A 19,371-nucleotide genomic window follows, 5' to 3' on the forward strand; every position below is an offset into this window, starting at 1 on the left:
ATTATTCAATAATTTCAACTTGTCCTCTCACATTTGGACAAGTACTTCCAATTAAAAAGTTAGTTGTTCTTGGATGAATTTTAAAAGATACATTTTCATTTTTTAATTCTTGAAAATGTTCAATTATTTTTTTATTAGAAATTGTTAAATTATCAAAAACAATAGTATCAATTTTATTGCTTTTGATAATTTGTTTAATTTTAGAATAATCATCAATAATAGGCTCTTTTATTAATAAATATTTTTTATTTAGATAATCTACAATCAATTTATTATCGCCTAAATACAACAAATTAAAGATTGGGTTTGTATTAGTTTTTACCTTTTTAAATTTAAAGAATTTTAATAAATACCAAAACTCAATTCCAATTCTCATTATAAAATCATAAATAAGATTTAATTTGAAATGCTTTTTATAAAAAATTTCCATTGCATTATGAAAATAGCTTAAATATTTAATGTCTTTTTGAGTGCTTTCACCCTTAAAATGAATAATTTGAGTGTTGGCATAATAATAATTTTGGTATCCTTTGTTTAATAAATTCATACTTAAATCTATATCCTCACCATACATAAAATAAGCCTCGTTAAATCCTCCAACCTCATTAAAAATTACTCGGTTTACAAACATAAACGCCCCAGACGCAACATCCATAATACCCGATTCATTTTCATCTAAATGGGTTGCATAATATTTTCCAGTCCTTTTACTTGAAATCCCAAAAAGCTTGTTAAATGAAACCATTGGTGTTGGAATTCCTCTTTTGCTTTCAGGTGCAAAATCACCAGAACCATCTATTAATTTAACACCTAAAATTCCTAAATTTGGTTTTGCTTTTGCAAAAGAATATATTTTATCTAAGGTGTCTTCAGCTATTACTGTATCAGGATTTAGAATTAAAATATATTCTCCTGTTGCAACTTTAACGCCTTGATTATTAGCTTTTGAAAACCCTATATTTTCTTTGTTTTCAATTAAAATAACTTCTGGATATTTATCTTTTATTATTTTACACGAATCATCATCTGAATTATTATCTACAACTATAATTTCAACAGATAAATTTCCTGAAGCTGAATGTACACTTAAAATACACTGCTCTATAAAATACTGAACATTATAATTAATAATTACAACCGATACATCCATAAAAATTTATAGCGAATTTTCAAATGGAATTCTATTAATAATACTTCTTCCTAAAGTAATTTCATCTGCATATTCAAGTTCATCACCAACCGCAATTCCACGAGCAATTGTTGAAGTTTTAATGCTATATTTTTCTAATTGCTTAAAAATATAGAAGTTTGTTGTATCACCCTCAATAGTTGAACTTAATGCAAAAATAACCTCTTTCACAATTCCATCATTTACTTTTTCAATTAAACTATCAATTGTTAAATTATGAGGTCCAATTCCTTCAATAGGTGATATTTTACCTCCCAATACGTGATATAATCCTTTAAATTGTGCGGTGTTTTCTATTGCCATTACATCTCGTACATCTTCAACTACACAAATTATTTCTTCATTTCTAGAAGGGTTTGCACAAATCTCACATATTTCAACATCAGAAATATTATGACATTTTTTACATAACTTAATTTCATCAACTAAATTAGTTAGTGAAGATGATAATTGATGTGTTTGGGAAGCTGGTTGTTTTAATAAATGTAAAACCAATCTTAATGCTGTTCTTTTACCAATTCCTGGCAACTGAGACACCTCATTTACGGCATTTTCCAAAAGTTTTGATGAAAAATTCATTTGGCAAATGTACAATTAGCAATCGATATTCTCAATAATTTTAGTTTCTTTGTTATCTTGTAATTTTAAAATTTATTAATGCAACCAATTTATATACTTTCTTTAATTATAGTTTATTTTTGTGCACTCTTGTTAATTGCTTATTTAACTGGAAAAAACGACAACAACGAAACCTTTTTTAAAGCTAATAAAAAATCACCTTGGTATGTTGTGGCATTCGGTATGATTGGCGCTTCACTCTCAGGTGTTACTTTTATTTCAGTTCCTGGTTGGGTTCAAAGTTCTCAATTTAGTTATATGCAAATTGTAATTGGATATTTGTTTGGCTATTTTGTAATAGCATATGTTCTTATACCTATTTATTATAATTTAAAAGTCACCTCAATTTACGAATTTTTAAAACATAGATTTGGACCTGTAACTCACAAAACCGGTGCCTTTTTCTTTTTTATATCTCGTATACTAGGCGCATCTTTCCGTTTGTTTTTGGTGGCTTCTGTTCTTCAATATTTTATTTTTGACGCTTGGAATGTTCCATTTGAAATCACCGTAATTCTTTCAATATTATTAATTTGGATTTACACTTTTAAAGGTGGAATTAAAACGATTGTTTGGACAGATACTTTACAAACCCTATTCATGTTAATTGCTGTTTTTACTACTATTTTTATAATTATTGATAAATTAAATTGGTCTATTTCAGATATTTTTGCATCAGCAGAATTTGATAAATTCAGTAGAATAATTTTTACAGATGATTTTAATGATAAAAAACACTTGATAAAATCCTTCTTAGGTGGAATGTTTATTGCAATTGCAATGACTGGTTTAGATCAAGATATGATGCAAAAAAACCTTACTTGTAAAAACACAAAAGAGGCCCAATGGAATGTAATCTCATTAGGTTTTGTGCTTATTTTTGTAAATTTTGTTTTCTTAACCTTAGGCGCATTACTTTTTATTTATGCTGAAAAATTTGGAATTGCAATTCCAATAGTTGACGGAAATGCTAAAACAGATTTATTATTTCCTGAGATTGCTTTAAATGGTGGTTTGGGAATTACTATTGGAATTGTATTTATTTTAGGGTTAATTGCTGCAGCATACTCAAGTGCCGATAGTGCACTTACTTCCTTAACCACTTCATATTGCATCGATTTTTTAGATATTGAAAATATAGAGCAATCAAAACAAAAAGCCGTCCGTAAAAAAACACATATTGTAATTTCTATAGTATTAGTAATTGTTATTGTAATCTTTAGATATGTATTAGAGGATAATGTTATTAGTAGTGTATTGCAAGTAGCTTCGTATACTTATGGTCCACTTCTAGGAATATTTGCATTTGGTATTTTTACAAAATTTAATATTAAAGACAATTTTGTGTGGGTAATTGCAATTATATCAGTAATTATAACCTATTTATTAAACGCTTACTCTATTAAATTATTTAATGGTTATGTTTTTGGATACGAGCTTTTAATTTTAAATGGAATCGTTACTTTTGTGGGGCTTCTTTTAATAAAAAAGTCGGATAATAAATTAGTTGAAAACAATTAATAATGGAACGAATCTATATTTTAGACTAATGGAGAATGACTTAAGCAATTATCGCAGAAATTATAAGAAAATAGAACTCTCCAAGAATGAAATTTCTGACAATCCAATGGAGCTTTTTCAAAAATGGTTTTATGAGGTTGAAGCATATGGTGGTGATGTTGAATCTAATGCTATGACACTTTCAACTATTGGTTTGGACGGATTTCCAAAAAGCAGGGCTGTTTTATTAAAAAAATACACTTGGGAAGGATTTATATTTTTCACAAATTATAATAGTGAAAAAGGTAAAGCAATAGAAACAAATCCAAATGTGTGCTTATCTTTTCTTTGGCATAATATAGAACGACAAGTTATTATTAAAGGTGTAGCAGAGAAAATTGCAGAAAATTTATCTGATGGCTATTTTGAATCTAGACCCGAAGGAAGTAAACTTGGAGCTTGGGCCTCAGATCAAAGTGAAGCTGTACCTTCTCGTAAATATTTAGACAATCGTTTAAATGAATTTGAACAACAATTTAAAGACAATGAAATTACTCGACCCAAACATTGGGGAGGTTTTATTGTAAAACCAATAAGTATAGAATTTTGGCAAGGAAGACCAAATAGAATGCACGATAGAATTAGATATACACTCCAGGAAGATTATGACTGGAAAATTGAACGATTAGCACCATAATTTTTTTATATTTGAAATCAACTAAAATTAAATGAAAACACTTTATATAGTTAGGCACGCAAAATCTTCTTGGGAATATGAAGGAATTAAGGATATAGATCGTCCTTTAAAAAAAAGAGGAATAAAGGATGCTTATTTAGTTTCTAAAGTTTTGCACGAAAAAATTTCAACTCCAGATGTTTTTATTTCAAGTTGCGCAAATAGAGCACTTCATACTGGAATGATATTTAGCTATACATTTAATTATCCATTGGCTAACTTAAAAATTAGTAAGTCTCTTTACAATTTTAGTGATGGTTATTTAATTAAAACAGTAAAAGCTTTAGATGATGGGTTTGACTCTGCAATAATTTTTAGTCATGACCATGGCATAAGCACATTTGTAAATAAATATGGAAGTATTCAATTAGATCACGTACCAACTTGTGGTGTAGTTGGAATTAAATTTGAAACTAAACATTGGAAAAATATCAAAGCGGGAAATACTTTTATAACCGAATTTCCTAAAAATTTAAAATAATTTTATTTTGAAAATTGAAAAACTTGCAGGTATTGATATTGGATCCAATGCAGTACGATTATTAGTTACAAATGTTATTACAGACGATAACGGTGCTAATCCAAGTTTTAAAAAATCTGCTTTGGTAAGGGTTCCAATTCGTTTAGGTGCAGATTCTTTTATTAATGGTGAGATTTCTGAAAACAATAAACTGCGAATGATAAAGGCTATGAAAGCCTTTAAGTTATTAATGAATGTTCATGGTGTAATCAAATTTTATGCATGTGCAACTTCTGCAATGCGAGATGCATCAAATGGTGTAGATGTGGCTCAAGAAATATTTGAAAAAACAGCTATAAAAATTAATATTATAGATGGTAAAAAAGAAGCCGCTATTATTTTTTCAAATGATTTAGCCAGTATTATTGAAAAAACAAAGTCCTATTTATATGTTGATGTAGGTGGTGGAAGTACTGAAATAACAATTTTTTCTAATGGTAAAATTATCAATTCAAAATCTTTTAAAATTGGTACAGTACGTTTGTTAAATAAAGAAAAATCATTTCAACATGTTTGGAAAAGTATGGAAAGCTGGATTAAAGAAAATTCAGAAAAATTAAAAAATACGTATTTAATAGGCTCAGGAGGAAACATAAATAAGTTGTTTAAACTTTCCGGAAAACCAATGGGTAAGCCCTTATCAATTAATTATATTGAATCTCAATTTCAATTTTTAAAACAACTTACTTACGAAGAACGCATTCAACAATTAGATTTAAATCCTGACCGAGCGGATGTAATTGTTCCTGCAATTAAAATATACTTAAACGCTATGAAATGGAGTGGCGCTAAAAAAATATTTGTACCAAAGATTGGTCTTGCAGATGGAATTGTAAAAAGTCTTTATTTCAAAAAAATTTAAAAAACTTCACTAAGAATTTCATCCAATTTTAACATTCATTGTGACTATTAAAAAATTTGAGTGTCTTAATTACGTCTACTAACAATTTTTAGGCTAATTATTAGAAAAATCAAATTATTTAAATTACGTATTATGAAAAAACTATTATTATCTATTACTTTATTGGTCTTTGGGGTGAGTGCATTTGCACAAGATTTACCAGATAATCCTGAACCAGGGAAATGCTATGTTCGTTGTAAAACTCCAGATGTTTGGAAAAATGAAGATGTAACTGTACAAGTTAGTCCAGCTTACAAAAAAATCTCTACACGCCCTGCAGAATTTAAAACTGAAACTGAAAGAGTATTAGTTAAAGAGGCCAGTCAACGTCTTGTGTCAGTTCCTGCTGTTTATGAAAGCAGAAATATTGTTGTTGTAACTAAAGAAGCTAGTCAAAGACTAGAAAAAATTGCTGCATCTACTACAACTGCTACAGAAACAGTGGTAATTAAAGAAGCTAGTCAAAGATTAGAACTTGTACCAGCTGTATATGAAACTAAAGATGTTGTTGTTGAAGTTCAACCAGCAACTTACAAACTTGAAGTAGTTCCTGCAGTATATGAAACTAGAGATGTTATTGTTGTTACTAAAGAAGCTAGTCAAAGACTAGAAGTAGTTCCAGCAACTTATGGAAAAGAAACAATCACTTACCATAAAAAAGATTATGGTTCATCTTTAAAAGTTGTTCCAGCATCATTTTCTTCTGATTCAGAAGTTATTGAAGTGAAAGCGGCATCTGCACAATGGCAAATGAGTGATGTAGCTCCAGATTGTGAGTCTAGTGATCCTAATGATTGTAGATACTGGTGTTATAAAGAAATTCCTGCACAATTCGAAACTGTAAATAAAACAGTTTTAGCAAGTGATGCAAAAGTTGTAAGAACTCCAGATTGTGTTAATAATTCTGATGGAAAAAATTGTGGTGATGCTTCATATTCAAGAGTTACACTACTTACACCTCCTTCAACAAGAGTTATTACTATTCCTGAAGTAACTAAAATTGAGAAAAAAACAGTAATGGTTAAGCCAGCCACTACTAGAAGAATTGAAATTCCTGCAGTGTTTAAAACATTGAAAAAAACAGTAATGGTTACACCTCCTACAACAAGAGTAATAACTATTCCTGCAGAAACTACAACTGTTAAGAAAACAATTTTTACTCCTGAATCAACTAGAGTTGTAGATATTCCAGAAGTAACAAAAACTGTTAAGAAAACTGTAATGGTAACACCTCCAACTACGAGAGTTGTTGATATTCCTGCTGAATACTCAACAGTATCTAAAACTGTATTAGTTAAAGATGCTTGGGAACAAGAAGTTGCAGTTCCTGCTCAATTCAAAACAGTAACAAAAGAAGTATTGGTTCAAAAAGGTGGTTTAACTACTTGGAAAGAAGTTGATTGTAAATTAACTGAAAATAGTATCTTACCAATTAACTGGAACTTAGGTAGTGCAAGTTTAACTGCTGAAGCGAAAAGAATTATTGACACTCGTTTATTACCAGTATTAAAAACTGGTGTTGCTATTGCACTTGAATCTCATACGGATGCAAGAGGTACAAAAGAAAGCAACCAAAACCTATCTGAAAGAAGAGCAGTTGCTGTTTCTAACTACTTAATTTCAAAAGGAATTAATGCTAGTCAATTAACTGCAAATGGATTTGGAGAAAGAAGATTAACAAACAGATGTGCTGATGGTGTTTCTTGTACTGAAAAAGAACACGCTCAAAACAGAAGAACTACTTTTAGAGTTATTAATCAATAATAACTTTCTAAGTTAAAATAAAAAAAACCCGCTAAAAGCGGGTTTTTTTTATTTTACTTTATTTAGAGTATTTTCAAAAAAAGAATAATGATAACTTGTATCGCGCATTAAATTATAGCCTTTCAATTTCCCTAATTCCTTTCCTTTACTATCAACTATAACAATTGTTGGATAAGAATTAACATTGTATTTATTCTTTAATTTTAGATTATCACTTCTTTGAGAATTCGAAACTAAATTCTTATTTCTAGGAAAATCAGCTTCATATAAAACAAATTCTGAATCACTTAACTCTTTAAATCTTTCAGATTCAAAAACATCTGCAACTAACATTTTACAAGGTCCACACCAATCTGAACCCGTGAAAAATATTAAAATTGGTATATTTTTAGATTTTGACAAAGAATTAGCCTTTGATAATTTTTGTTCCCAACTTACTTTAGAATAAGAAACATCCTCAATACTATCCTGAGCTCGTAATAAACCACTTGTAACTATGGTAAAAACACAAGCCAATAATACTCTCTTCATAAATTATATTTTTATCAGATAACGCTAAAATAGTGCCACTATTATAATTTTACAAATTCTTCAACTAATTTACCTACTGTTTTTTCTGCAATTTTTGCAACTTTTTGTACTTCTTCATGAGAAACAGCTTCAACAATACCTTCAACACCTAAATCGGTAATAACAGAAATACCAAAACATTCCATTCCCATATGTTTAGCAACAATTACTTCTGGAACAGTTGACATTCCAACCGCATCTGCTCCTAATATTTTAACCATTTTATATTCTGCAGGCGTTTCAAAAGTAGGCCCTTGTAAAGCTAAATAAATTCCTTTTTGGATAGAAACATCTAATTTTTCCGCAATTAAATCCATTTTAGCAATCATTTTTCTACTATATGGCTCGTGCATATCAACAAAACGAGGTCCAAAACGCTCTTCATTTTTTCCATGAAGCGGATGAACAGGCATTAAATTAATATGATCTGTAATTACCATAACATCACCAACCTTAAAAGCAGGGTTAACCCCTCCTGATGCATTAGAGACTATCAAATTTTCTACACCTAAAAACTTCATTACTCTTACAGGTAATACAGTTTGCTCCATTGTCCATCCTTCATAATAATGAAAACGACCACGCATTGCAATTACTTTCTTTCCTCCTAAAATTCCAAAAATTAATTCTCCTGAATGACCTTCTACAGTTGAAACAGGGAAATTTGGAATTTCATTATATGAAATAGTCATTTCAATATTAATTTTCTCGACTAAATTACCTAAACCTGTACCCAATATTATACCATAATCTGGTACTGTAATTCCTTTATTTTGTAAAAATTTAACTGTCTCTTGAACTTTGTTCCACATATTTTTTTATAAGATTATCAAAATCTATTTTATGACTAATAAATTTTGTTTTTATTGATATAAAGTGCAAATTATTTATCTTTTCAAAGATACGAACATAATCTTTTTCAGTAGTTAAAACTATACTGTTTTTTGATTTAAAGTTTGCTACTCTATTATTTATTTCACGAAGATCATTATTATTAAAACTATGATGATCTGGATATTTTAAATGCTGAAATTTAATGTTTTTTTCCTTTAAATAATTTAGCAAAGGAGTTGGATTGGCTATACCTGTAATTAATAATACGTCCGTATTTTCAATTTCCAATAAGTTAATAACAGATGCTCCTTTTAGATTATTATCATATTCTATCGATGTAAAAAACACTGTTTGATAAAAGGTAGGGTTTAATTTTTTGGTTAATTCAAATTGTTCTTTATCCGAAAGTGTACTTGGACATTTTGTTACAACAATAATATTGGCTCTTTCTGCACCTGAAACTCGCTCTCTCAAATTCCCTGTTGGCAACATAAAATCATCAATATATAAATCATTAAAAGAAGTTAACAAAATATTAAAGCCCCCTTCAACTTTTCTATGCTGAAATGCATCATCTAATAAAATTACATCTGGACGATTTTTTAAACTATCTAATTGCTTTATTCCATTTATTCTGTCGGCATCTACACAAACAATAATATCGTTAAATTTTTGATAGTATTGAAAAGGTTCATCACCAATGGATTCAGCAGTTGCATTCTCATCAGCAATTAAAAATCCCTTACTTTTTCTTTTATAACCTCGGCTTAATACCGCGACTTTATAATCATTTTGCAATAATCGAATTAAATACTCAATTTGAGGTGTTTTTCCAGTTCCTCCTACACTTAAATTACCTACCACAATTGTTGGTGTTGCAAACTTTGTAGATTTTAAAACATGTATATTAAATAAATAATTACGTGTTGAAGTTATTACTCCATACAACAAAGAAAAAGGGTATAATATTTTTCTAAAAACACTCATTTAAGGCGAAAATACAAAACAAATTATAATATATCTCTCAAAAATCTTTAACTTTATTCTGTAAAATTTATCTTTGTTTTCACCAACATTAATAAAACTATGATAATTAAAGATATTACAACGTGTATTGAAGAAATTGCACCGTTAAATTATGCCGAAGGATTTGACAATGTAGGATTGTTAGTTGGAGATTACAATACTATAGTTACCGGAGTTTTAGTTACGCTAGATACCCTAGAAAATATTGTTGATGAAGCAATTGAAAAAAATTGTAATTTAATTGTGAGTTTTCACCCAATTATTTTTTCAGGATTAAAAAAAATAAATGGAAAAAATTATGTTGAACGGGTCATCTTAAAAGCAATTAAAAATGACATAGCGATTTATGCGATTCATACTGCTTTGGATAATTCAATAATTGGTGTTAACGCTAAAATTTGTGAAGTCTTAGGCTTACAAAATAACAAAATACTAATCCCTCAAAAAAATACCATAAAAAAACTCACAACTTACGCACCTAAAGAAAGTGCAGAAGAAGTTAGATTAGAACTGTTTAAAGCTGGTGCTGGCAACATTGGAAATTATGATAATTGCAGCTTTAACACAGAAGGTTTTGGAACCTATAGAGGCAATGAAAATTCCAATCCAACTGTTGGAGAAAAAGGGAAATTACACAAAGAAAAAGAAACATTTATAAGCGTAATTTTTGAAAAACATAAAGAGCAACAAATATTGGCTGCTCTTTTTCAAGCGCATCCTTACGAAGAAGTTGCATATGATATTGTTCCTTTAGATAATATTAATCAAGAAATAGGTATTGGTATGATTGGTGAATTATCTGAAGAAAAAAATGAACAAGAATTTCTAAATTTTCTTAAAAAAAGAATGAATGCTAAAGGATTAAGGCATTCTAAATTATTAAACAAAAAAATTAAAAAAGTAGCAGTTCTAGGAGGATCAGGAAGCTTTGCAATTGAAAATGCAATTAGGGCTAACGCAGATATTTATGTAACTTCAGATATAAAATATCACGAATTTTACAAGGCAGAAAATAAAATAATTATTGCAGATATTGGACATTATGAAAGTGAACAATTCACAAAAAATCTTTTAGTTGATATTCTTACAAAAAAATTCCCTAATTTTGCAATCATTTTATCACAAAAAAACACAAATCCAATTTATTACTTATAATATGGCTAAAAAGAAAGAAGTAACTGTTGAAGAGAAATTAAGAGCCCTTTACGACTTACAATTAATTGATTCGAGAGTTGATGAAATTAAAAATGTAAGAGGTGAATTACCTTTAGAAATTGAAGATTTAGAAGATGAAATTGTTGGTTTAAATAAAAGACTTGCTAATTTTGATAATGAAGTAGCTACTTTAAAAAGTGAAATTTCAGCTAAAAAGCTAGTAATTGAAGAAGCTAAAAATTTAGTAAAAAAATATGCTGAACAACAGAAAAAAGTTCGTAATAATAGAGAATTCAATTCTATTACTAAAGAAACTGAATACCAAGAACTTGAAATTGAATTAGCTGAAAAAAGGATTAAAGAGTTTAAAGCTAAAATTGAGCAAAAAAACGAAGTAATTCTTGGAACTAAAGAAACGATAGCAAAACAAGAAGAATTATTAAAACATAAATCAGCCGAATTAAATGATATCATGGGTGATACCATTAAAGAGGAAGAATTATTACTTAAAAAATCTAAAGAATACGGAGAATTAATTGACGACCACTTATTAAAAGCTTACAATAGAATTAGATCTACAGTTAAAAATGGTTTAGCCGTAGTATCTATTGAAAGAGGAGCTTCTGGAGGTTCATTCTTTACAATTCCACCACAAAGACAAGTTGAAATTGCGAGTCGTAAAAAAATTATTACTGATGAATATAGCGGTAGAATTTTAGTTGATGGTGCTTTAGCCGAAGAAGAAAAAGAAAAAATTGACAAATTATTAAAATAATAATTTCTTAATATTACATAAAAAAAGCCTCCATACGGAGGCTTTTTTATTTTTTAGTTGCCTTTATTGAATATAAAAGTGGAAATAATTTTGCCTCATCTTTTAGAGTAAACATTCTATCGCTGGTTTTTATCAATTCCGGAAAAACATTGTATGGGGATTTTTCAAATTCATGCAAAAACTCAATATGTAACCCTGCACCTGTTAATGCTGAAATTACTTCTCCCAAACCGTGATTCCAACCATACTCTTTACTAATTATTTCTGCTTCATTGTTTGTATAGGTTCCTTTATATTCCTCATAAATAGCTTCACTATTTTGATAAGGATATGATAGTTCTGGAGGTGTTTTTAAATAATCAAACATCCAAACAATAGGATGAAATTCAATTAGATAAAACACCCCTCCTTTTTTAAGTTTATTTGCTATAATTTCACCCCAAGTTTTTAAATCAGGAAGCCAACCAATTACACCATACGAAGTAAAAACAATGTCAAATTTACCTTTAACATTTTTAGGCACATCATATAAATTACTTTCAACAAATGTAGCATCCAAACCTAATTCATCATTTAATTTTTTCGCTTTCTTTATTCCTTCATCAGACAGGTCAATACCCGTGCATTTGGCTCCTAACCTACTCCAACTTAATGTATCCTGACCAAAATGACACTGTAAATGCAATAAAGATTTACCCGAAACATCTCCTACTTCTTCAAGTTCAAAAGCATTTAATGAAGTTTTACCATTTTTAAATCCTTCAATATCGTAAAATTCAGATTTTGAATGAATACCTACTTTTTTATTCCAAGTATCCTTATTTACTTCAAAGTATTTCTTGTATTTATTTTCCATTTTAAATTTTTTAATCATAATAAAATTGTAATAATCAACCATATTATTGGGATTGATTCCACCCAAAAACTTGTGTAATATTTCGATTTTTTGTCTGATGTAAACCAAAGAAAAAATCCTGTAATTAATGCTATTCTTAAATCGGAAATTAAATAATCATTATTTAAAAGACTAAAACCTAAAAATAAACCTAATAAAACTGTTCCAACTATTTTTGACTTTTCTATTCCAATTAATTGAGGTATTGTTTTTAATGATTTAAAATCTGAATTTACATCTCTAATATCAAAAGGAATTGTAATTGCTATCAAAATTAATACGCGCTGAATAAATTCAAAATAAACAATAGAATTAATTGTTACTTCAGCTTCATATAAAGGAAAAAAAACTGAAATACCCGCCCAGGCAATAGCAATACTAAATATTTTTATCGCAGGAAAATATCGAAATGAAAATTCAATTCCTTTTAATTTAAATAAAGGTACCACATAAAAAACGGTCATTAGTGCAAAAGGAAAAAGTATAATTAATGAATTTCGATTAAAATCAGTAAAAAAAGTAATATAAATAACAACAGAAATTGAAATAATAGATAAACTTAAAATCAATAATTTATTTCTATAAAACCAGCTTTTAAACCAGCTTAACCTCTTTTTTTTAATTTCATAAAATCTAATGAAATTATAAGATGCAATTATAGAAAGCCCAACAAAAGAAGGCACTAAATTAGAATTTATACCAAATTTTAGTAATGATAATTTAGTAATGCAAAAGCCAGCTAAAGCAACATGAATATTACTAAAAACATAAAAATCAAATATTCTTTTTAAAAAAGGCATCTGTCAAATTTACAATTTGTTAAAATAACAAAATCTTGGTTAACAAAATATTATAATTAAGTAAATCTGAGCTATTTTGATTGTAGTATTTTCATTAATTTTGAACCGCTTATAAATTATATACCATTTTAGTAAATGAAAACAGATTCTTTTGTTTTAAGACACGTAGGTCCTCGAGAAAACGAGACTAATGAAATGATTAAAACTATTGGAGTTTCTTCAGTAGATGAATTAATTAATAAAACCATTCCAACTGATATAAGGCTTGCAAATGAATTAAATTTGCCAACTGCAATGAGTGAATATGAATATATGTCTCATATTCAAGAGCTTTCAAATAAAAACAAATCATTTAAAAATTACATTGGTTTAGGATATCATCCAACAATTCTTCCAGGAGTAATACAGCGTAATATTTTGGAAAATCCAGGTTGGTATACTGCTTACACTCCTTATCAAGCTGAAATCGCTCAAGGTCGCTTAGAAGCTTTACTAAATTACCAAACAATGGTTACTGAGCTAACTGGTATGGAATTGGCAAACGCTTCTTTATTAGATGAAGGAACTGCGGCTGCAGAAGCAATGATAATGTTATTTAATACTAGATCCAGAGCTCAAAAGAAAATTGATGCACTTCAGTTTTTTGTTTCCGAGGAAGTTTTACCACAAACTATTGATATTTTAAAAACTAGATCAATTCCATTAGGAATTGAATTAATATTTGGTGATTATTTGAAATTTGAATTTACAGAGAATATATATGGTGCTTTACTTCAGTACCCTTCAAAAAATGGACAAGTTCACAATTATAAAAGTTTTGTTGAAAAAGCGAATACTGTTGAAGCAAGAGTAGCTGTTGCAGCCGATTTATTAAGTTTATCATTATTAACTCCTCCAGGTGAATGGGGCGCTGATATTGTAGTTGGAACAACGCAACGTTTTGGAATTCCAATGGGATATGGCGGACCACATGCTGCTTATTTTGCTACAAAAGAAGATTATAAGCGCAATATTCCAGGTAGAATTATAGGCGTAACACAAGATAAAAATGGTAACCGTGCTTTACGTATGGCATTGCAAACGCGTGAACAACATATTAAACGTGAAAAAGCGACCTCTAATATTTGTACAGCACAAGTTTTATTAGCTGTTATGGCAGGAATGTATGGCGTTTATCATGGACCAAAAGGCTTAAAATATATTGCAACTACAATTAAAAATTTAACAGCCACTTTAAATAATGGTATAGTTAAATTAGGTTTAAAACAATTAAATTGTACGTATTTTGATACATTAACTATTGAAGTTTCAAATGCTTCAAAATTAAAAGAAATTGCAGAAAACAAACAAATAAACTTCTTTTACCCAGCAACAAATCAAGTAAGTATTTCAATAAATGAAACATCTACATTAAATGATATTAATGAAATCTTGTCTGTTTTAGCTGAAGCGGAAGGAAAAGAAATAGTTAGTTTCAATAAGGTTTCCGAAAATGATTTACCTGAAGAATTAAAACGTACTTCTAATTTTATGACAAATGAGGTTTTTAAAAAATACCATTCAGAAACTGAAATGATGCGTTATATTAAAAAATTAGAACGAAAAGATTTATCATTAAACCATTCAATGATTTCTCTTGGTTCTTGTACCATGAAATTAAATGCTGCTTCAGAAATGTTACCATTAAGCTGGCCTAACTGGGGTGTTATGCATCCTTTTGTTCCAATTGAACAAGCTCAAGGCTATCATGAAGTTTTTAAAGGTTTAGAAATTGCCTTAAATGAAATCACTGGTTTTTATGCTACTTCTTTACAACCAAATTCTGGAGCACAAGGTGAATATGCAGGTTTAATGGTTATTAAGGCATATCACGAATCTCGGGAAGACAACCATAGAAATATTTGTTTAATTCCAGCATCTGCTCACGGAACAAATCCGGCATCTGCAGTGATGGCAGGTATGAAAGTTATTGTTACAAAATCTACCGAAGATGGAAACATCGATGTTGAGGATTTACGTGAAAAAGCTGACCTTCATAAAGATAAATTAGCAGCACTAATGGTTACTTACCCATCAACTCACGGGGTTTTTGAAAGTACCATTAAAGAAATTACTGAAATTATTCATAAAAATGGCGGACAAGTTTATATGGATGGCGCCAATATGAATGCTCAGGTTGGATTAACAAATCCGGCTACTATTGGAGCTGACGTTTGCCATTTAAACCTTCATAAAACTTTTGCTATCCCACATGGTGGTGGTGGTCCGGGAGTAGGTCCTATTTGTGTTGTTAAACATTTAGCTCCTTTTTTACCTTCTAATCCAATTATACCAACTGGTGGAGAAACTCCAATAACTGCAATTTCATCTGCTCCTTGGGGTTCTTCTTTGGTTTTATTAATTTCCTATGGATACATAAAAATGTTAGGAACTAAAGGCTTAAAAGAAGCAACTATAAAAGCAATATTAAATGCAAATTATATTAAAGCCCGATTAGAAAAACAATATAATATTTTATATACTGGTGAAAATGGATTTGCCGCACACGAAATGATTGTTGATTTTAGAGAATTTAAAGCAAAAGGAATAGAAGTAACCGATATTGCTAAAAGGTTGATGGATTATGGTTACCACGCTCCTACAGTTTCATTCCCAGTTGCAGGAACATTAATGATCGAACCTACAGAAAGTGAAAATAAAGCAGAATTAGATCGTTTTTGTGATGCATTAATAAGCATTAAAAGTGAAATAGATGCTATGGAAAGTGGAGACACAAATTCACCTCTAAAAAATTCACCGCACACGCAAGAAATGCTAACTAGTGATGAATGGGAGTTCCCATATACAAGACAAAAAGCTGCTTTTCCTTTACCATATTTAAAGGAAAACAAATTTTGGCCATCAGTTAGAAGAGTTGATGATGCTTATGGTGATCGTAATTTGATTTGCTCTTGTAATCCTATTGAAGATTACATAGACAATTAATATAATAGATTAATTTATACCAATATTTAATTAAAAGCCTCTGGAATCCTAGAGGCTTTTTCTTTTAATAAAATTTCTTTGACATAATAATTATCATTTCAATAAAATTGATAGCTATTTTCTTTAATAGCTTCAAAAAAGAATGATATTATTAATTATTTGGTAGTTCGAAAACATTATCGTAAAAAATATTTACACTTATTTTTATTCTATTATTCAAAATAGTACTTTTGCAATTCGATATAAATTAAATATCTTTTTATAAATGAAAAAAATAACGAAAGAAACCTATATCAATTGGTATAAAGACATGCTTTTCTGGAGAAAGTTTGAAGACAAATTAGCGGCCTTATATATTCAACAAAAAGTTAGAGGATTTCTACATTTATATAATGGGCAAGAAGCTGTATTAGCAGGTGCTTTACATGCAATGAATGAAAATGACAAAATGATTACAGCTTACCGTAACCATGTTCAACCAATTGGTTTAGGAGAAGACCCAAAAAGAGTTATGGCTGAATTATTAGGTAAAGTAACAGGTACATCTCAGGGTATGGGAGGTTCTATGCATATTTTTTCACCTAAACATAATTTTTATGGAGGTCACGGAATTGTTGGAGGTCAAATTCCATTAGGAGCTGGTTTAGCTTTTGCTGACAAGTACTTTGAAAGAGACGGTGTAACATTAACTTATTTTGGTGATGGTGCTGCTCGTCAAGGTTCTCTTCATGAAACTTTTAATATGGCAATTAACTGGAAACTTCCAGTTGTTTTTATTTGTGAAAATAATGGGTATGCAATGGGTACTTCTGTTGAACGTACTGCTAATCACGATGATATTTGGAAGTTAGGTTTAGGATATGAAATGCCTTGCGGACCAGTTGACGGTATGAATCCTGTAAAAGTTGCTGAAGCAATGCACGAAGCAATTGAAAGAGCCAGACGTGGAGATGGACCAACTTTATTAGATATTAAAACATATAGATATAGAGGGCACTCAATGAGTGATGCTCAACATTACAGAACTAAAGATGAAGTTGACGAATATAAAAAAATTGACCCTATTTCTCAAGTTTTAGAGGTTATTTTAGAAAAAAAATACGCTTCAAAAGATGAAGTAAAACAATGGGATAAAGATGTAAAAGATAAAGTTGCAGAATGTCAAAAATTTGCAGAAGAATCTCCATTCCCAGACAAACAAGCGTTATACGATATGGTATACGAACAAGAAGATTATCCGTTTTTAAAACATAGATAAATAATGGCAGAAATAATTACAATGCCACGTTTAAGTGATACAATGACAGAAGGAGTTGTAGCACAGTGGTTAAAAAAAGTAGGTGACAAGATTGAAGAAGGCGATATTTTAGCTGAAATTGAAACAGATAAAGCTACAATGGAATTTGAGTCTTTCAACGAAGGAACTCTTTTATATATTGGCTTAAAGGACGGTGAAAGTGCTCCTGTTGATTCATTATTAGCAATAATTGGTGAAGAAGGTGAAGATATAGATGTAATAGTTAAAGGATTTAAAATTGAAGGAGCATCAGAAGCTGCTCCAGCAAAAGAGGAACCTACATCAGCTCCTGCAACTTCAACTCCAGTAAAAGAAACGGCAACTCCTGCTGCAACTCAAACAGCGGTACAAGTTCCTGTTGTGAACACTGGAAGAATTGTTGCTTCTCCATTAGCTAAAAAATTAGCAGAAGAAAAAGGGATAAATTTAGCCACTGTTACTGGAACTGGTGAAAATGGTAGAGTTGTAAAACGAGATATTGAATATTTCGTGCCTGCAACTATGGCCGCTCCTGCTGCATTAAATCAAACCACTGCATTAGGTGAAGAAAGTTTCGAAGAAACTACTAATTCTCAAATGCGTAAAACTATTGCTCGCCGATTAGGTGAATCTAAATTTACAGCTCCGCATTATTACCTAATGTTAGAGATTAATATGGATAGTGCAATTGCATCACGTAAAGTTATAAATGAAATTCCTGACATTAAGGTTTCATTTAACGATATGGTTGTAAAAGCATGTGCAATGGCTCTTAAAAAACATCCACAAGTAAACTCACAATGGTTTGATGATAGAACTCGTGTAAATCACCATGTAAATATTGGTGTTGCCGTTGCTGTTGAAGATGGGCTTTTAGTCCCTGTAATTCCATTTACAGACCAAAAAAGCTTGACTCAAATTGGTGCAGAAGTAAAAGACAAAGCTATTAAAGCAAAAACAAAAAAGTTAACTCCAGCAGAAATGGAAGGAAGTACATTTACTGTTTCTAACTTGGGTATGTTCGGTATTTCAGAATTCACTTCAATTATCAATCAACCAAATTCAGCAATTTTATCAGTTGGAGCAATTGTTGAAAAACCGGTTGTAAGAAACGGAGAAATTGTAATTGGAAACACAATGAAAGTAACTTTAGCTTGTGACCATAGAACCGTTGATGGTGCTACTGGTGCAGCTTTTTTACAAACATTAAAACAATTTATTGAAAATCCTGTAACTATGTTAGCTTAACATTTCTCAGTATTTATAAAACAAAAAACCCATTACATATGTAATGGGTTTTTTGTTTAAATGGAAATAATTTTACAACCCAATTACAGCACCTTTCATAGAGTATAAAATATATAACATATCCTTTTTGGTTTCTTCATCAATGTTATGCTTACTTAAAGTCATTAAAATATCATCCACAGCACTCAAAAATTCTTTTTCCGTTGTATTCAAACCTTTATGGGCTGAAGGCAAATCCTTTCCTGTATAAGTTGCATCACCTCCTGTGCCTGCAGATAAAAATTCTTTTACATGCGTTTTGAAACTTTCAAAATGTTCTGGATTTTCTTTTAAAGGTAAAAATACATGGTTAATTACAGGGTTTTCTAAATGAGCTTGAACAATATCATCCACAATAGATGAAATCCCATCTGTCCCCCCTAAACGATCAAATAAGCTTACTTCAACCGGTTCTTCATTAACAACAACAGCCAAATTTTCATTTGAAACTTCTTGAGTATTTGGTTTCTTATTTGAACAATTAGAAACAAATACTGCTGCTAATACAATAATAATTAATTTAATAGTTTTCATATTTCT

General features: G+C 29.8%; 17 protein-coding genes and 1 pseudogene. 10 read left to right on the forward strand and 8 right to left on the reverse strand.

What is annotated here, in order from left to right; all coding sequences use genetic code 11:
• Position 1 precedes the first annotated feature (1 nt).
• Positions 2-1,150 (reverse strand): glycosyltransferase family 2 protein, encoded by a 1,149-nt coding sequence (locus tag CHB63_RS10335; protein WP_089378383.1) that lies wholly within the window; start codon positions 1,148-1,150, stop codon positions 2-4.
• 6 nt (positions 1,151-1,156) lie between these two features.
• Positions 1,157-1,768, reverse strand: coding sequence for a recombination mediator RecR (recR, locus tag CHB63_RS10340; RefSeq protein ID WP_089378384.1), 612 nt, complete (start codon positions 1,766-1,768; stop codon positions 1,157-1,159).
• A 78-nt stretch (positions 1,769-1,846) separates the two neighbouring features.
• On the opposite strand from recR, the gene CHB63_RS10345 reads away from it, so the two are divergent.
• The 5 genes from CHB63_RS10345 to CHB63_RS10365 all read left to right on the forward strand — a co-directional run bounded on the left by CHB63_RS10345 (position 1,847) and on the right by CHB63_RS10365 (position 7,228).
• A complete protein-coding gene (locus CHB63_RS10345; RefSeq protein ID WP_089378385.1) occupies positions 1,847-3,328 on the forward strand; it encodes a sodium:solute symporter in 1,482 nt (493 codons plus the stop codon).
• Between the two features lie 28 nt (positions 3,329-3,356).
• Positions 3,357-4,004 carry a pyridoxamine 5'-phosphate oxidase gene (pdxH, locus tag CHB63_RS10350; protein WP_089378563.1) on the forward strand — a complete coding sequence of 216 codons (648 nt, stop codon included), beginning with the start codon at positions 3,357-3,359 and terminating at the stop codon, positions 4,002-4,004.
• Between the two features lie 31 nt (positions 4,005-4,035).
• Positions 4,036-4,524 carry a SixA phosphatase family protein gene (locus CHB63_RS10355; RefSeq protein WP_089378386.1) on the forward strand — a complete coding sequence of 163 codons (489 nt, stop codon included), beginning with the start codon at positions 4,036-4,038 and terminating at the stop codon, positions 4,522-4,524.
• A 4-nt stretch (positions 4,525-4,528) separates the two neighbouring features.
• Positions 4,529-5,425, forward strand: a complete 897-nt coding sequence (locus tag CHB63_RS10360; protein ID WP_089378387.1) for a Ppx/GppA phosphatase family protein — start codon at positions 4,529-4,531, stop codon at positions 5,423-5,425.
• A gap of 132 nt (positions 5,426-5,557) precedes the next feature.
• Positions 5,558-7,228, forward strand: a complete 1,671-nt coding sequence (locus tag CHB63_RS10365; RefSeq protein ID WP_089378388.1) for an OmpA family protein — start codon at positions 5,558-5,560, stop codon at positions 7,226-7,228.
• 48 nt (positions 7,229-7,276) lie between these two features.
• Here the strand turns inward: CHB63_RS10365 and CHB63_RS10370 are convergent, their stop codons facing one another.
• Genes CHB63_RS10370 through lpxK form a run of 3 tightly spaced genes read right to left on the reverse strand, consistent with a single transcriptional unit; the run spans position 7,277 to position 9,619 of the window.
• Positions 7,277-7,759, reverse strand: a complete 483-nt coding sequence (locus CHB63_RS10370) for a thioredoxin family protein (protein WP_089378389.1) — start codon at positions 7,757-7,759, stop codon at positions 7,277-7,279.
• A 41-nt stretch (positions 7,760-7,800) separates the two neighbouring features.
• A complete protein-coding gene (locus tag CHB63_RS10375; RefSeq protein ID WP_089378390.1) occupies positions 7,801-8,610 on the reverse strand; it encodes a purine-nucleoside phosphorylase in 810 nt (269 codons plus the stop codon).
• Entirely contained in the window at positions 8,582-9,619 is a 1,038-nt protein-coding gene (gene lpxK / locus CHB63_RS10380) for a tetraacyldisaccharide 4'-kinase (protein WP_089378391.1), read from the reverse strand. Before lpxK ends, CHB63_RS10375 begins: the two co-directional genes overlap by 29 nt.
• A gap of 99 nt (positions 9,620-9,718) precedes the next feature.
• Between lpxK and CHB63_RS10385 the strand changes: the two genes are divergently transcribed.
• Both CHB63_RS10385 and CHB63_RS10390 read left to right on the forward strand, forming a co-directional pair.
• Entirely contained in the window at positions 9,719-10,813 is a 1,095-nt protein-coding gene (locus CHB63_RS10385; RefSeq protein WP_089378392.1) for a Nif3-like dinuclear metal center hexameric protein, read from the forward strand.
• Between the two features lies 1 nt (position 10,814).
• Positions 10,815-11,588, forward strand: a complete 774-nt coding sequence (locus tag CHB63_RS10390; protein WP_089378564.1) for a zinc ribbon domain-containing protein — start codon at positions 10,815-10,817, stop codon at positions 11,586-11,588.
• A 46-nt stretch (positions 11,589-11,634) separates the two neighbouring features.
• Here CHB63_RS10390 and CHB63_RS10395 read toward each other — a convergent pair whose 3' ends face one another.
• Together CHB63_RS10395 and CHB63_RS10400 are read right to left on the reverse strand one after the other, a co-directional pair.
• Positions 11,635-12,444, reverse strand: coding sequence for a class I SAM-dependent methyltransferase (locus tag CHB63_RS10395; RefSeq protein ID WP_089378565.1), 810 nt, complete (start codon positions 12,442-12,444; stop codon positions 11,635-11,637).
• A gap of 14 nt (positions 12,445-12,458) precedes the next feature.
• Entirely contained in the window at positions 12,459-13,283 is an 825-nt protein-coding gene (locus CHB63_RS10400; protein WP_089378393.1) for a UbiA prenyltransferase family protein, read from the reverse strand.
• Between the two features lie 135 nt (positions 13,284-13,418).
• On the opposite strand from CHB63_RS10400, the gene gcvP reads away from it, so the two are divergent.
• The 3 genes and pseudogenes from gcvP to CHB63_RS10415 all read left to right on the forward strand — a co-directional run.
• Complete coding sequence (gene gcvP / locus CHB63_RS10405; RefSeq protein WP_089378394.1) at positions 13,419-16,268, forward strand: aminomethyl-transferring glycine dehydrogenase; 2,850 nt, start codon at positions 13,419-13,421, stop codon at positions 16,266-16,268.
• 265 nt (positions 16,269-16,533) lie between these two features.
• Positions 16,534-17,526: a pyruvate dehydrogenase (acetyl-transferring) E1 component subunit alpha gene (gene pdhA, locus CHB63_RS10410; protein ID WP_089378395.1), complete on the forward strand. Its 993-nt coding sequence runs from the start codon at positions 16,534-16,536 to the stop codon at positions 17,524-17,526.
• A gap of 9 nt (positions 17,527-17,535) precedes the next feature.
• Positions 17,536-18,792: pseudogene (locus tag CHB63_RS10415) on the forward strand (pyruvate dehydrogenase complex dihydrolipoamide acetyltransferase); the annotation flags it as partial.
• A 72-nt stretch (positions 18,793-18,864) separates the two neighbouring features.
• On the opposite strand, the gene CHB63_RS10420 reads toward CHB63_RS10415, so the two are convergent.
• Entirely contained in the window at positions 18,865-19,365 is a 501-nt protein-coding gene (locus CHB63_RS10420) for a group I truncated hemoglobin (RefSeq protein ID WP_089378397.1), read from the reverse strand.
• Between the last annotated feature and the right edge of the window lie 6 nt (positions 19,366-19,371).

This window comes from Lutibacter flavus, assembly GCF_900188355.1.
Taxonomy (GTDB): Bacteria; Bacteroidota; Bacteroidia; order Flavobacteriales; family Flavobacteriaceae; genus Lutibacter; species Lutibacter flavus.

Bases quoted from the DNA above. Each gene is read 5' to 3' on its own strand.
- CHB63_RS10335 (WP_089378383.1), bottom strand. From the start codon at position 1,150: ATGGATGTATCGGTTGTAATTATTAATTATAATGTTCAGTATTTTATA.
- recR (WP_089378384.1), bottom strand. From the start codon at position 1,768: ATGAATTTTTCATCAAAACTTTTGGAAAATGCCGTAAATGAGGTGTCT.
- CHB63_RS10345 (WP_089378385.1), top strand. From the start codon at position 1,847: ATGCAACCAATTTATATACTTTCTTTAATTATAGTTTATTTTTGTGCA.
- pdxH (WP_089378563.1), top strand. From the start codon at position 3,357: ATGGAGAATGACTTAAGCAATTATCGCAGAAATTATAAGAAAATAGAA.
- CHB63_RS10355 (WP_089378386.1), top strand. From the start codon at position 4,036: ATGAAAACACTTTATATAGTTAGGCACGCAAAATCTTCTTGGGAATAT.
- CHB63_RS10365 (WP_089378388.1), top strand. From the start codon at position 5,558: ATGAAAAAACTATTATTATCTATTACTTTATTGGTCTTTGGGGTGAGT.
- CHB63_RS10370 (WP_089378389.1), bottom strand. From the start codon at position 7,759: ATGAAGAGAGTATTATTGGCTTGTGTTTTTACCATAGTTACAAGTGGT.
- CHB63_RS10375 (WP_089378390.1), bottom strand. From the start codon at position 8,610: ATGTGGAACAAAGTTCAAGAGACAGTTAAATTTTTACAAAATAAAGGA.
- lpxK (WP_089378391.1), bottom strand. From the start codon at position 9,619: ATGAGTGTTTTTAGAAAAATATTATACCCTTTTTCTTTGTTGTATGGA.
- CHB63_RS10385 (WP_089378392.1), top strand. From the start codon at position 9,719: ATGATAATTAAAGATATTACAACGTGTATTGAAGAAATTGCACCGTTA.
- CHB63_RS10390 (WP_089378564.1), top strand. From the start codon at position 10,815: ATGGCTAAAAAGAAAGAAGTAACTGTTGAAGAGAAATTAAGAGCCCTT.
- CHB63_RS10395 (WP_089378565.1), bottom strand. From the start codon at position 12,444: ATGGAAAATAAATACAAGAAATACTTTGAAGTAAATAAGGATACTTGG.
- CHB63_RS10400 (WP_089378393.1), bottom strand. From the start codon at position 13,283: ATGCCTTTTTTAAAAAGAATATTTGATTTTTATGTTTTTAGTAATATT.
- gcvP (WP_089378394.1), top strand. From the start codon at position 13,419: ATGAAAACAGATTCTTTTGTTTTAAGACACGTAGGTCCTCGAGAAAAC.
- pdhA (WP_089378395.1), top strand. From the start codon at position 16,534: ATGAAAAAAATAACGAAAGAAACCTATATCAATTGGTATAAAGACATG.
- CHB63_RS10420 (WP_089378397.1), bottom strand. From the start codon at position 19,365: ATGAAAACTATTAAATTAATTATTATTGTATTAGCAGCAGTATTTGTT.